Origin of the sequence: Anaerosolibacter sp. (assembly GCF_029240175.1) — a bacterium.
GTDB lineage: Bacteria > Bacillota > Clostridia > Peptostreptococcales > Thermotaleaceae > Anaerosolibacter.
This window is the reverse complement of sequence record NZ_JARBTM010000001.1, coordinates 35,843-49,482: the sequence shown is the minus strand read 5'-3', so window position 1 is coordinate 49,482 and position 13,640 is coordinate 35,843. Positions and strand designations below refer to the sequence as shown.

Here is a 13,640-nt window from a genome sequence, read left to right as displayed (position 1 = left end):
GTAATACGTTGAGCACGATATTTGAAAATATAAATGAAAGAATTTGTGGGTGAGAAAATATGAATACATTTAGTATTAAAAGATATTTTGTCGATGAGGAACATCGAACCATTGCCTTGACTGTTTTATCTGGTATATTCTTAGTGATAAGTTGGTTCGGCTGGCTTAGCGGTATGCTGCCATTTGATGTTGCTTGGTTTAGTATTATTATTAGCGGTACCCCAATTATTCGTGGTGCTTTGATTGGACTTTTTGTAAGACATGATATAAAGGCAGGGCTACTTGTTAGTATAGCCCTTGTCGCTTCAATCGTAATAGGAGAGTATTTCGCAGCGGGTGAAGTGGCGTTTATCATGATGCTTGGTGAAATATTAGAAAATAGAACTGTTAGGAAGGCACAAGAAGGTATAAAAAGATTAATTCAGCTATCTCCTGAAACCGGAAGGATTAGAACGGCATCAGGTGAGAAGAAGGTTGCAGTTGATGAAATAAAGGTAGGGGATATTCTTCTTATTAAACCCGGTGAAGCAATCCCAATAGATGGCGTAATAATTAGTGGTAAATCAACCATTAACCAATCCATTATTACCGGGGAATCTATGCCAGTAGATAAAACCGTTGGAGACGAAGTATTCGTGGGTACCTTAAACCAGCTGGGAGCAATTGAAGTACAGGCAACAAAGGTTGGAATGGATACGTCCTTGTCTAAATTAATACGACTAGTGAAAGAAGCCGAGAATAAGAAAGCACCTGTAGTCAGATTAGCAGATAAAATGGCAACGGTTATCGTTCCTTTAGCATTGATTTTGTCTATCATCACATATCTAGTTACGAAGGACATTACCAGGGCAGTTACTATTCTTGTTGTATTTTGTCCATGTGCATTGGTGCTAGCTACTCCTACTGCCATCATGGCAGGTATCGGAAATGCTGCAAGGAACGGTATTCTTATAAAAAGTGGCGAAGTGATGGAGAACATAGGAAAAATTGATACAATAACCTTTGATAAAACTGGTACGATCACCCATGGTAGACCTGAAGTCACTGAAATCATAAGTCTTAGTAAGGAACATGGAGAAAGTGATGTACTACAATTAGCTGCAATAGCTGAAAAATTCTCTGAACATCCCCTTGGTAAAGTGATCTATAAAAAAGCTATAGACGCTTCTTTAAGTATTTCTGATCCACAAGAATTTACTATTCATCTAGGGCAAGGTGTCATCTCTATAATTAATGGAAAGAAAGTAATGGTAGGCAACCTGAAACTTCTTAAAGAAAACAATATTGAAATTACAAATGAATATATGGAGAAGATATCATATCATGAGCGTCAAGGAAAAACAGTTATGATTGTAACGATAGAAAATACTATTATTGGACTGATAAATGTGGCGGATCGAATGAAAGACAATGTCAAAGAATCGATTTCCAATATTAAAAATTTAGGTCTAGGTATAAAGCATATTCTTCTTCTGACAGGCGATAACAAAAACACTGCCTCCTGGGTAGCAGGCCATGCTGGTATTAATGAAATATATGCAGAGCAGCTACCAGAAGATAAGGTTGCTGTTGTTGAGTCACAAATAAGAGCGGGCAAAAGGGTATGTATGATAGGGGATGGCATAAATGATGCGCCAGCTCTAGCGAGAGCAGATGTGGGCATTGCCATGGGTGCATTAGGGGCAGATGTTGCTGTAGAAACAGCTGACATTGCACTAATGTCTGATGATATAAGCAAAATTCCTGAACTATTCGTACTGGCTAGAAAGGTACTTCGTACAGTAAAGTTTAATATAGCTCTGTCTATGGCAATTAACTTTGGCGCAATTCTTCTGGCTGCGTTAGGGATGATAGATCCAATCATTGGTGCGTTGATACATAATTTAGGTTCTATATTAGTAGTTATGAGTTCTGCAACATTGATAAAATATAAAGCGATTATCTAATTGAAAAAGGTATTCTGATCAAAGAAAGGTTGCAGATGGATTATGATCATTTGCAACCTTTTTGCGCAAAAAAAATCCTAATTATTCTGAGGTGGTTATTAGATGCCTTTTCGTGGTATATTTCTTATATAAGTTGAAGGTTGTGTGGATTCTCAGATGTTATATAGGAAATATTCAAAGATGAAAAAGTATAATTGATCGGAGTGACAAATCAAGTATGATAAACAACTGGAAAAAAAATGTGGTTTTGTTTTTAGTAAGTCAAACACTATCTTTATTTGGTTCTTCATTGGTTCAGTATGCAATTATGTGGTATATCACACTCAATACCAAATCAGGTGTTATGATGACGATTTCAATTATCTGCGGTTTTGTGCCGACCTTTTTCCTTTCGCCCTTTGCAGGGGTGTGGGCCGATCGATATAATCGGAAAATCCTTATCATGCTTTCTGATGCATTCATTGCCATAGCAACACTTTTACTAGCCATATTATTTTTATTAGGCTATGATTCTTTGGGACTACTCTTTGTTATGTCTGCTTTTAGAGCAATTGGTTCTGGTATTCAGACACCGGCCATTGGAGCATTTATTCCTCAAATAGTGCCAGAGGATCAGTTAACAAGGGTCAATGGAATTAACGGCAGTATTCAGGCAATGGTAATGTTAATTTCACCGATGCTCAGCGGTGCTCTTCTTACCATGGCGACCATCGAAACTATCTTTTTTATTGATGTGTTTACAGCTGCTATTGCCGTTTTGGTACTGCTTTTCTTTCTAAAAGTGCCAGCACATACCAAGGCCCAAAATCAAGAGAAAATCGATTATTTCAAGGACTTGCAGGCAGGCATCATCTATATTAGAAACCAAGCTTATGTGAGAAAGTTTTTTGTATTCTGTGCCTTCTTCTTTTTCCTAGTAGCGCCCGTTGCATTTTTAACTCCGCTTCAGGTCACCAGGAGTTTTGGGGAGGATGTATGGCGATTAACTGCCATTGAAATCACCTTTTCCGTGGGAATGATGCTAGGTGGGGTTATTATGGCTTCTTGGGGCGGTTTTAGCAACAAGGTATTTACCATGACCCTTTCCAGCTTTGTCATTGGCATTTGCACGCTAGCCCTGGGTGTAGTGCCTATTTTCTGGCTTTATCTATTGATCATGGGAATTGTTGGTATAGCCATGCCATTTTTCAATACCCCTTCAACCGTTCTGCTCCAGGAAAAAGTTGATCCAGATTACTTGGGAAGAGTATTCGGTGTAATGGGGATGATTTCAAGTTCTATGATGCCATTGGGAATGCTCGTATTTGGACCGATGGCAGATGTGATTCAAATAGAACTGTTGTTAATAGGAACGGGTTTTCTACTATTCATCCAGAGCTTTTTCCTCATTGGCAGTAAAGATCTCGTTGAAGCAGGAAAGCCAAAAGGTAGAATCAGCTAAAATAGTCTTAGCATTGTGTGCTGATAACGAGGATGAATTTTTATAAAATATAAAACAAAAATTTTATTATGTAATATACAGGGGTTTAGGCCCCTGTATTACTATTTTTTGCTAGCGTTATTCAGGTATGATAAGGAAGACAGGCATTTTTTGAAAATTCATGACATTGACAAAAGGTAACAAAAAAAATATAATTAAGTCGATTTAATCTCATCAATATTCAAGCTTACAGACACTAAATTGGTTAAAGCAAATAATTCATTTTAAATGACAGCGATATAGATGATAGGTGAGGAGGGGTCCTATGGAAGAATATATTATTGAACTGAGCCGATTGACAAAAAAATTCATGGAAAAAGAGGCTCTTTGCGGAATTGATTTAAAAATAAAACCAAAGGAGTTTGTCACACTGCTGGGACCCAGCGGATGTGGGAAGACGACAACCCTGCGGATTATCGGTGGATTTGAAGAGCCAACTGCAGGGGATGTTATTTTTGAGGGCAAGCAAATTAATGAAGTGCCTCCCTATCAGAGACAAATTAATACGGTATTTCAGAAGTATGCGTTATTTCCCCATCTAAACGTGTTTGACAACATTGCCTTTGGTCTCAGGCTAAAAAAGCTGGATCAAGGGGCAATTGAAGAAAAAGTAGCTTATATGCTTAAACTGGTGAATCTAGAGGGCTTTGGGAAGCGAAAGGTTCAATCTTTGAGCGGAGGACAGCAGCAGCGGGTGGCTATTGCCAGGGCGTTGGTGAATGAACCCAAGGTGCTTTTGCTAGATGAACCATTGGGCGCTTTAGATTTGAAGCTTCGAAAAGAAATGCAGCTAGAGCTGAAAAATATGCAGCAAAGAGTAGGAATTACCTTTATATATGTTACCCATGATCAAGAAGAAGCGTTGACCATGTCAGACCGGGTTGTGGTAATGAGTGAGGGAGAGATTCAGCAGATCGGAACACCTGAAGATATTTATAATGAGCCGGTAAATCGGTTTGTGGCTGATTTTATAGGCGAAGGGAATATCCTTGATGGCATTATGGAAGAGGATTTTAAGGTGAAGATAGAAGGGAGAAGCTTTACCTGTATAGATAAGGGATTTGGCTCAAATGAAGTGGTAGAAGTGCTGGTACGGCCAGAGGATATCCAAATCGTTGAAGCCAATAAGGGGATGCTCAAGGGCGTGGTAGAGTCGGTGGTGTTTAAAGGGGTTCACTATGAGATTTTGGTACGGGACGAATCAGAAATGACCTGGATGATCCATGATATACACATGGTGAAAGTGGGGCAAGCCATAGGGATGGAAATTGGTCCTGATGCTATCCATATCATGAAGAAGGTGGGATAGAGATGAAAAAACAATGGCTATCCGTACCCTATGGCATATGGGCCCTTGTATTTAGTATAGCACCGATCCTTATCATCGCTGTTTATAGTTTTTGCAGCCGTTCTGCCTATGGAAACATTATTTATGAATTTACGGCAGAGAACTATGGGAAATTCTTAGAACCTATTTATATAAATGTACTTTGGCGTTCTGTTCTACTGGCAACCCAGAGTACTCTTGCTTGTTTTATCCTAGGTTATCCTATGGCAATGATTATTGCAAAGAGTACCATAAAAAAAAGAAATATCATGGTCATGTTGTTTGTGCTGCCCTTATGGACCAATTTTTTACTAAGAACATATGCTTGGATGGTGTTGTTAAGAGATCAAGGTGTGATTAACCAATTTCTTATATACATAGGCATCATTGATGAACCGCTAAAGCTGTTATATAGTCATAATGCTGTTTTACTGGGGATGGTTTATAACTTTCTTCCCTTTATGGTATTACCTATTTATTCAGTATTGTCCAAACTAGACAACAGTCTTGTGGAAGCTGCTGAAGATTTAGGAGCACCTCCTTGGCAAGTCTTTTTGAAAGTAATTTTCCCATTAAGTCTCCCAGGTGTAATTTCAGGAGCTATCATGGTATTTATGCCAGCCGTCAGTACCTTTGTCATATCTGATTTATTGGGCGGGGGGCAAACGGTTCTTCTGGGTAACCTCATCCAGAACCAGTTTCTAGTGGCGAGAAACTGGCAGTTTGGATCAGCCATATCCATGATTATGATTATCATGATCTTGATTACCATGGGTATTACATCGAAATACCAAGGGGAAGGAGGGGGAAGACAATTATGGTAAAGAAACTCTGCAAGGCAGCATATGCTGGCATCATTTACGTGTTTTTATATTTGCCGATTTTGGTTTTGATCGTCTACTCTTTCAATGATTCAAAGTACCGAGGAAATTGGAGTGGATTTACCCTGCGGTGGTATCAAGAACTAATGAGAGATCGTACCATTATCAGTGCCCTTTATAATACTTTTACCATCGCCATATTGGCTTCTTTATTAGCTACAGTCATTGGAACGGCAGCTGCCATTGGCATTCATCATATGAAGCCAAGAGCAAAGGCTGTTTTTATGAATATAACCTATTTGCCCGTAATGAATCCAGACATCGTTATTGGTATTTCGCTTCTTGCATTATTTGTGTGGTTGAAGTTTAAGCTGGGATATATAACCTTATTACTGGCCCATGTTACATTCAACATACCTTATGTGATTCTAGCCGTTCTGCCTAAGATTTATCAGCTCAATCCCCACTTGGAGGAAGCTGCCCTGGATTTAGGTGCCACACCTCTGCAGGCCTTTTTTAAGGTGATCTTGCCAGAGATTATGGCAGGTGTTGTAACAGGATTTCTCTTGGCATTTACCCTGTCATTGGATGATTTTATGGTAAGCTTCTTTACAACAGGATCAGGGGTAAATACATTGTCAATCAAAATATACTCTATGACAAAGCTAGGGGTCAGTCCCAAAATCAATGCATTATCGACAATTCTGTTTATCGGTGTATTGAGCCTGTTGATTATACTTCAGCAAAGAGCAAGCAATATAAAAGAATGAAAGGGTGATAAAGATGAAAAAAATAATATCCATTTTGATGATTGGCCTATTGATTTTATCTCTTGCAGCATGTGGAAAAGGAGAAACCAACGAACAGGGCTATTATAACAAGCTAAATGTATATAATTGGGGAGACTACATTGATCCACAAGTGTTAGAGGACTTTGAAGAAGAGTATGGAATCAAGGTGAATTATGAGAACTATGCCAATAATGAAGAAATGCTGGCAAAGATTCAAGCAGGAGGAACAGAGTATGATGTGATTTTTCCTTCTGAATATATGGTAGAAGCCATGATCAAACAAGGGTTGCTTTTAGCGTTAGATATGAACAATCTGCCCAATATGAAGAACATTGGAGAACAGTTTAAGAATCTGCCCTATGATCCTGACAACAAATATTCAGTACCTTATTTTTGGGGAACCATGGGTATTATCTACAATACGAAAAAGGTTGAGGGACAAGTGGATAGTTGGAATATCCTTTGGGATGAAAAATACAAGGGAGATATCCTGATGTTAGACAGCTCGAGAGATACTATCGGGATTGCTCTAAAGAGGTTGGGGTATTCTTTAAATACACGGAGTCTTGAAGAGTTGGAAAGAGCAAAAGTGGAATTGATGAACCAGAAGCCTTTGGTAAAGGCCTATGAAGTGGATGCCTATAAGGATATGATGATCGCAGGGGAAGCTGCCATGGCCTTGACATGGTCTGGTGATGCCATGCTGTTGGTTGAAGAAAATCCTGACTTGGCGTATGTAATTCCTAAAGAAGGAACAAACCTTTGGTTTGATGCCATGGCAATTCCCACAACCAGTCAGCATAAAAGGGAAGCGGAGTTGTTTATCGACTATATGCTGCGGCCTGAGGTGGCAGCAAAATGTGCAGAGTATGTTATGTATGCTACACCGAATGAAGCAGCAAAAGCGTTGCTTTCTGAAGACGTGATTGAAGATGAATTGGCCTATCCAAAGGGAGATATCATGGAAAAGGGTGAGGTTTTTATTGATCTTGGTGAATTTACTACAGAATATGATCGTGTATGGACGGAAATAAAGGCAAAATAGTAAAAAGGAAGAACAAATGTATATGCATTTGTTCTTCCTTTTTTAAATTATTTAATAACGATTTGTTTTCCTTCTTTACGCCATTCTGCAAATTCAGCTACGGCAGTAAATAGAACGTCTGTTGATGAGTTAAGTGCTGTTTCGAAGGAGTCTTGTAAAACACCTACGATAAATCCAACACCAACTACCTGCATAGCCATCTCATTCGGGATTCCGAACAAGCTGCATGCTAGAGGAATCAATAATAATGAACCACCAGCTACACCAGAAGCACCGCAAGCACTAACAGCAGACAATACACTTAGGATGATTGCAGTAGGTATGTCCACTTGAATGCCAAGAGTGTGAACCGCTGCAAGGGTTAATACAGAAATAGTAACCGCTGCACCAGCCATATTAACTGTTGCGCCTAATGGAATAGATACTGAATACGTGTCTTTGTCCAAACCTAATCTTTCACATAAGCTCATATTTACAGGAATGTTCGCAGCTGAGCTACGAGTAAAGAATGCTGTGATACCACTTTCCCGGATACACTTAAATACAAGACGGTATGGATTTTGACGAATCATTACGAATGCAATAATTGGGTTAACTACAAGAGCTACGAAGATCATAACACCGATAAGAACTGCAAGTAATTGTCCATAGCTTAGTAAAGACTCAAGTCCGCTTGTAGCAATAGAGTCAAATACAAGACCCATGATTCCTAATGGTGCAAAGTTTATAACCCATCTAACCATTTGAGAAATTGCATCTGAAAAGTTAGAAATCATTGTTTTTGTTGTATCAGGAGCATTTTTTAATGCCAATCCAAGAAGTACTGCCCATGATAATATACCAATATAGTTGGCATTAAATAATGCTTTTACTGGGTTATCAACAAGGTTTAATAATAATGCTTTAAGAACTTCCGTTACACCCCCAGGTGCTGTTACACTCTCAACACCAGCTACAAGAGTTAAGCTAACAGGGAACATAAAGCTTGCAATAACCGCCACAAATCCAGCTAGGAATGTGCCTAAAAGATATAGCACGACGATGGATTTCATATTTGTTTGCTGACCACTCTTATGCTGGGAGATGGCTGACATAACCAAGAAGAAAACCAACATCGGGGCAATCGCTTTCAAAGCACCTACAAATAAAGAACCTAAGATTACTACTGGGCCTGCAGTTTCTGGAATCGTTACAGCTAAAATGATACCGATAATCAAACCTACAAAGATTCGTTTTACCAGACTTAATTGATTCCACTTGTTCAATAGATTTTTCATAGTCTTTTTCCCTCCTATAGATAAAATATAGATAATAGTGCGACTGGGCACAGTACCTTTAGATGTCCTAGTATTAGACAGCTTGTCCTAGTAAACTATGCGCCAAGGACTAGTTTACCATAAATTCTAACCCATGAAAAGCAGAAAAATTAAATTATGTTAATTAAGTTATGTAAATAATGTAAAATTATGTGTATTTAAATAAAAAAAGATTCACCTTACATAATTTAGGTGAATCTTTAATAATAACTATATGATCAAATAACTATCGTCTATTTGATGGGAATATATATGTCAAATTCCCCATTGACCATAAATCTCCCATCGTATAATTCTAGTTGTGGCCTAAAATCCATTTCATGCCCTGAAGTTGGAAGCCAATGGGTAAATATATTCTCGTAAAATCCACCCAAGTCCTGTATAGCGCCTCCATAAGTATATACGATGTATTTACCCCCTTGGACAACCTTTGTCTCCATGTTTTCTGGAACAGATTCAAAGCTGTCGACTTTTGCACAGGCTGTGTAGTGAAACCTACAATCAGAATCTACTTCACCATCACATATACCATAAAACAGCATAGGGTTACTTTTGTGCTTGATGTTCATGAAGCTTTTATTAAATACCTCCCAAAGACGAGGTATTTCTCCGTTCGTATTATCCCCGAAATAAGTGATACCCACAGCCTTGAATCCTTCAATGTTTACGATCTTACCTTCCATAATCATTCGCTCCCTTCATTTATTTGGTATTGTAATTATATCAACCTATTGTTGCCAACAGTATGTCAGGAATTTAAAAGACTTTATACATTTTTAAGATTTTATTGCATTTTTCGATAATATGGTCTCTAAGTTCTATAGGCTCTAAAATCTCTATCCTATCACTTAAGGGAAATAGTGCATTGCAGGCTGTTTGAAAACTTATCATATCGATAACATAAATCCAATAATTATTCTCATGGCTGGACGAACGTACCTCAAAGCCTTCAAGGATTTTTTTCTTTTCTTGATAAAACTTAATCTTTACGGCATATGCAGCCTGCTCCGTCTTAAGAGAGGCATGTCTCACAAATTGATGCTTACTATTTTTCCAGAATTCTTCTAGGTTGAAGTTTTCAGTCATGTTGAAGCTTTCATCTAGTACTTCAACATTTTCAATTCTGCTGCATTTAAAAACTCTGATTTCATCTTTGAGTTCACAAAAAGCAGCCACATACCACTCCGAATTTTTTACCACGGCACCATAGGGCCTGATAATCCGTTCTGATGTTTCCCCATCATATTTTTTATAACACACTTTTAATTTCTTCATTTGAAGGACAGCGTCTTTAATGATATCAATATTCTTAAGCTGTATTCTTTTGCCCCACCAAGGGTCTGCATCAATAAAAAACTTTTCTTTGGCCTTAATGATTTCTTCTTTATGTTCCTGTGATACGCTGTTTTCAAGCTTAATAACGGCATTTTTGAGTTTTTGTGCCATTTCAGTGTTCTCTTCTGGTCTGATCCCCATACTTGAAAGCAACAGATGAACAGCATCGCTGCTTTCCAATACATTTGCATTTATTTTGTAGCCCTCCATAAAAGAAAAGCCTCCGTTAGGGCCTGAAATTGACAGAATAGGAATCCCCGCTTCACACAGTATATCAATATCTCTATAGATGGTTCTTTCCGAGGCTTCAAGTATTTTAGCTAAATCCCGTGCTTTCATTATGCCCCTCGAATCAATCATCATTATAATTCCTAAAAGCCTGTGAAGTCGCATTCGATCACACTCCTACCCTATCTTTTTTGATGCTTTATTAAAAAAACAATGCTAAATACAAACATAGCTTTATAAGATTTGGATACTTCTTATAACCATTATAAGGAATTGAATGATTTTTTACATCACTTTATGTGAAATTACAGGAACAATCATTCACTTATCTAAGAATAGGACATGGAATGAGCATCAAATCGAGGAATGGCCACTGTGCGAACAGTATGTTTAGGATTGTTTTGGAGTGAACAAACACTAAAATTATTGACATAGCTACACGATAATACTACTATATATATATAGTAGTGTAAAAAGGGAGACTGCATACTTATATGAAGCTGAAATAAAGACTACGTTGGCGGTAATAGAAGAAATTCAAAAGACCATACGATGGAATAACTTTTAAAGTAAAAATGGGAATTAGAAATCATTTTATGACAGCAGTAACATATCAATAATGGTAAAGGGTGTGAGATTATGAAAAAATACGTAATGCCTGCTCTGCTTATTGTAGCTGCTTTAGGATTTGGGTTATATGTAAGGATATATGCTGATAAAACTATAGTATCTGTGGCAATGTATCAAGGTAACAATCAGCATACCGGAGTCTATGAAACTGAAGGTGTAAAGAACTTTCAGAAGCTAAAGTGGAAATATAAAACAGGAGGATCGATAAATTCAGCACCTATTGTTGATGAAGATAAGGTGTACATTGGAAGTGATGATGATAGATTATATGCGCTAAATATTGAAACGGGAAAGGAATTCTGGAGCTTTAAGACAAATGGTGATATACGCTCAACTCCTTGCATTTATGGGAAAATGCTCTTTTTTTCCAGCGAAGATGGGAATATGTATGCATTGAATAAAGAGACAGGTAAGAAAATGTGGCATGCTGCTTCAGGTAAGCGTATAACCAAAAACCAATTAAATGACGTTGTCATTGGTGCATCTCCTGCTGCAGAAAATGATACGGTTTTCTTTGGCAGTTATGATGGGCATATGTATGCATTGGATATAAAAACAGGAGCATTAAAATGGAAGTTTAAAACTGAAGCTAGTGTGAGAAGCTCTCCAGCCCTATATAAGGGAAAGGTTTATTTTGGGAGTTTTGATGGACACATGTATTGTGTAGATGCTAAAGCTGGGAATTTGGAATGGAAGTACCAAATACCACCCCATCCGAATAGCCCTGTCTGGGAAATACAATCATCTCCTATGATTTATGATGATATCGTGTACTTTGGGGGCATCGATCATACCATATATGCGCTGGATAGCAGAACGGGTAAAGAAAGGTGGGCAAAGTATTTTGCCGATCAGCCTATATATTCAACCATCGCTTATAAGGAGGGTATATTATTCCATGGAACCATTGGGTGGCATAATCCAAGGGTGTGTGCTGTAGATCTAGATGGCAATATAAAGTGGAAGTTTCAGAATAGAGATCGAACGATCAGGGATTCAGCTGGTAATCTGTATATAGGAAGTTGGATACATAATCAGCAAAGGTTTTTTCCATCTCCTGTGATTGCAGGTGATTTGTTGTATATAGGGTGTTGGGATAAAAATCTTTATGCACTGGATATACATACTGGCGAAATGAAGTGGAAATTTACTGCTGAGGGACCTATCGGGTCTTCCGCAGCGGTAAGAGATGGAATCGTTTATGTAGGAAGTTATGATGGGCATCTATATGCTTTGTCAGACTAACCATATAACCTAGGTAAGGTATATAAATTATTGGAACAAATGAAGAACAAAAAATCCTTAAATATTCTGGTTGAGAGATAGATAGGGGGAGCCGTCTGTTATGAAGAGTAGTAAAGAACTATTGAAGGTCGTATCATTGCTGATATTTGCAATGATACTTGTTCGATTTCTACCAATGAAGACTAATGAACATACAGCTACAGAGAGCTTTAGTATAAATGTAAGTGATTTTAAAAACGGGGCAGTTGACAAGCGGTTTGTTCAAGAAAAGCCAAGACTTATAACAGTAGAAAACTTCCGTGCCAGTAAGCTAAACAACACTAGGGATATATATGTATATCTTCCTCCAAGCTACTATGAAGATACATCTAAAAAGTATCCCGTGTTATACGTTCAGGATGGAAAAGGTGTATTTTACTTATCTGATTGGTCAAAAGAATCCCTAAATATGGATAAGATAGCTGACGAATTGATCAATAAAGGCAGTATTGAAGAAATCATCGTTGTAGGGATCAGTAATATGGGAAATGAAAGGGATAGCGAATTTGCCCATTGGGACGGAATTGATAGAGGACGATTTATTGAAGCAAAGGGGGCTTTATATGAGGACTTTTTAATAAATGATGTGAAGCCCTTTGTAGAAAAGAATTTTAGGATTAAGCAGGGGAGAGAAAATACTGCTATTATGGGCGCATCCCTAGGGGGATTTGTTAGTTTAAATATTGGGTTGAGGCATCCAGATGTTTTTTCTAAAATAGCCCTTCAGTCTCCATACTTAGGATGGGGAGAAGAAAAGTTGCTGGAGGAAATAAGGGAAGGGGCGTACAAAGACAAAAGGGACTTAATGATTTGGATGGATATGGGTGCTAGAGAAAATGAATTTATGGATGTAATGAGGAGGGCAATAATGGCGTTCCATAAGCAGGGGTATAAGCCTGTGGAAGAAATCGCAATCCTTGAATTTCCAGAGGGAAAGCATTCAGAAGGGTCTTGGTCACAGCGGGTGGATGATATACTCATATATTTTTATGGAAGAACAGGAAATCCCGTGGATGTTCAGTTAACTACCAACGATAAGGTGAGTATCTCAAGCCAAGCAAATGGGGTATATCGCCATATGAATCCTATGGTTACTTATGATAACGGAATGACAATAACTGATTTTACAGGAAGTTATTGGATTGATGATGAGGGCATTGCTGAAATAGATGGTTTTGGAACAATCATTGCAAAGCAACCAGGAAAGGTAAATATAACCTACAAAACCTCCACAGGCCTAAGCCGTACCTCCCAGATTGAAATATATAAGTAATAACTGTTTTGTATGAAAATTATTAATATGTAGTTAGTAAAATAGAAGGTATGTATTGGAAATATATACCTTCTATTTATATATAGCTTGAAATTTCGGCAAACTCATTGAGGGGATATTTGTATAAAGCGTAGTTTGACATTGCAGTATTTATTGGGTAAAAT

General features: G+C 37.9%; 11 protein-coding genes. 8 read left to right on the top strand and 3 right to left on the bottom strand.

Annotated features, from left to right (window positions below; all coding sequences use genetic code 11):
- Positions 1-59 precede the first annotated feature (59 nt).
- From K0R93_RS00230 to K0R93_RS00205, 6 genes are all read left to right on the top strand, one after another.
- A complete protein-coding gene (locus K0R93_RS00230; RefSeq protein ID WP_300295764.1) occupies positions 60-1,946 on the top strand; it encodes a heavy metal translocating P-type ATPase in 1,887 nt (628 codons plus the stop codon).
- A 217-nt stretch (positions 1,947-2,163) separates the two neighbouring features.
- Positions 2,164-3,387, top strand: coding sequence for an MFS transporter (locus tag K0R93_RS00225; protein ID WP_300295761.1), 1,224 nt, complete (start codon positions 2,164-2,166; stop codon positions 3,385-3,387).
- A 304-nt stretch (positions 3,388-3,691) separates the two neighbouring features.
- Positions 3,692-4,735, top strand: coding sequence for a spermidine/putrescine ABC transporter ATP-binding protein (gene potA, locus K0R93_RS00220; protein ID WP_300295758.1), 1,044 nt, complete (start codon positions 3,692-3,694; stop codon positions 4,733-4,735).
- Between the two features lie 2 nt (positions 4,736-4,737).
- Positions 4,738-5,577 carry an ABC transporter permease gene (locus K0R93_RS00215; RefSeq protein WP_300295755.1) on the top strand — a complete coding sequence of 280 codons (840 nt, stop codon included), beginning with the start codon at positions 4,738-4,740 and terminating at the stop codon, positions 5,575-5,577.
- Positions 5,571-6,344, top strand: coding sequence for an ABC transporter permease (locus K0R93_RS00210; protein ID WP_300295752.1), 774 nt, complete (start codon positions 5,571-5,573; stop codon positions 6,342-6,344). Before K0R93_RS00215 ends, K0R93_RS00210 begins: the two co-directional genes overlap by 7 nt.
- A gap of 13 nt (positions 6,345-6,357) precedes the next feature.
- Positions 6,358-7,410, top strand: coding sequence for an ABC transporter substrate-binding protein (locus K0R93_RS00205; RefSeq protein WP_300295749.1), 1,053 nt, complete (start codon positions 6,358-6,360; stop codon positions 7,408-7,410).
- Between the two features lie 47 nt (positions 7,411-7,457).
- On the opposite strand, the gene sstT is transcribed toward K0R93_RS00205, so the two are convergent.
- The 3 genes from sstT to K0R93_RS00190 all read right to left on the bottom strand — a co-directional run bounded on the left by sstT (position 7,458) and on the right by K0R93_RS00190 (position 10,454).
- Positions 7,458-8,687: a serine/threonine transporter SstT gene (gene sstT / locus K0R93_RS00200; protein ID WP_300295746.1), complete on the bottom strand. Its 1,230-nt coding sequence runs from the start codon at positions 8,685-8,687 to the stop codon at positions 7,458-7,460.
- A gap of 272 nt (positions 8,688-8,959) precedes the next feature.
- Entirely contained in the window at positions 8,960-9,409 is a 450-nt protein-coding gene (locus K0R93_RS00195; protein WP_300295742.1) for a GyrI-like domain-containing protein, read from the bottom strand.
- 73 nt (positions 9,410-9,482) lie between these two features.
- The gene (locus K0R93_RS00190) at positions 9,483-10,454 is read right to left on the bottom strand and encodes a helix-turn-helix transcriptional regulator (RefSeq protein WP_300295739.1); all 972 of its coding nucleotides are present in this window, start codon (positions 10,452-10,454) and stop codon (positions 9,483-9,485) included.
- 474 nt (positions 10,455-10,928) lie between these two features.
- Between K0R93_RS00190 and K0R93_RS00185 the strand changes: the two genes are divergently transcribed.
- On the top strand, positions 10,929-12,164 hold the full coding sequence (locus tag K0R93_RS00185; RefSeq protein WP_300295736.1) for an outer membrane protein assembly factor BamB family protein: 1,236 nt from the start codon (positions 10,929-10,931) through the stop codon (positions 12,162-12,164).
- A 100-nt stretch (positions 12,165-12,264) separates the two neighbouring features.
- Positions 12,265-13,476 carry an alpha/beta hydrolase-fold protein gene (locus tag K0R93_RS00180; protein ID WP_300295733.1) on the top strand — a complete coding sequence of 404 codons (1,212 nt, stop codon included), beginning with the start codon at positions 12,265-12,267 and terminating at the stop codon, positions 13,474-13,476.
- Positions 13,477-13,640 lie beyond the last annotated feature (164 nt).

Coding starts and splice junctions, on each gene's coding strand:
- K0R93_RS00230 (WP_300295764.1), top strand. CDS start 60: ATGAATACATTTAGTATTAAAAGATATTTTGTCGATGAGGAACATCGA.
- K0R93_RS00225 (WP_300295761.1), top strand. CDS start 2,164: ATGATAAACAACTGGAAAAAAAATGTGGTTTTGTTTTTAGTAAGTCAA.
- potA (WP_300295758.1), top strand. CDS start 3,692: ATGGAAGAATATATTATTGAACTGAGCCGATTGACAAAAAAATTCATG.
- K0R93_RS00215 (WP_300295755.1), top strand. CDS start 4,738: ATGAAAAAACAATGGCTATCCGTACCCTATGGCATATGGGCCCTTGTA.
- K0R93_RS00210 (WP_300295752.1), top strand. CDS start 5,571: ATGGTAAAGAAACTCTGCAAGGCAGCATATGCTGGCATCATTTACGTG.
- K0R93_RS00205 (WP_300295749.1), top strand. CDS start 6,358: ATGAAAAAAATAATATCCATTTTGATGATTGGCCTATTGATTTTATCT.
- sstT (WP_300295746.1), bottom strand. CDS start 8,687: ATGAAAAATCTATTGAACAAGTGGAATCAATTAAGTCTGGTAAAACGA.
- K0R93_RS00195 (WP_300295742.1), bottom strand. CDS start 9,409: ATGGAAGGTAAGATCGTAAACATTGAAGGATTCAAGGCTGTGGGTATC.
- K0R93_RS00190 (WP_300295739.1), bottom strand. CDS start 10,454: ATGCGACTTCACAGGCTTTTAGGAATTATAATGATGATTGATTCGAGG.
- K0R93_RS00185 (WP_300295736.1), top strand. CDS start 10,929: ATGAAAAAATACGTAATGCCTGCTCTGCTTATTGTAGCTGCTTTAGGA.
- K0R93_RS00180 (WP_300295733.1), top strand. CDS start 12,265: ATGAAGAGTAGTAAAGAACTATTGAAGGTCGTATCATTGCTGATATTT.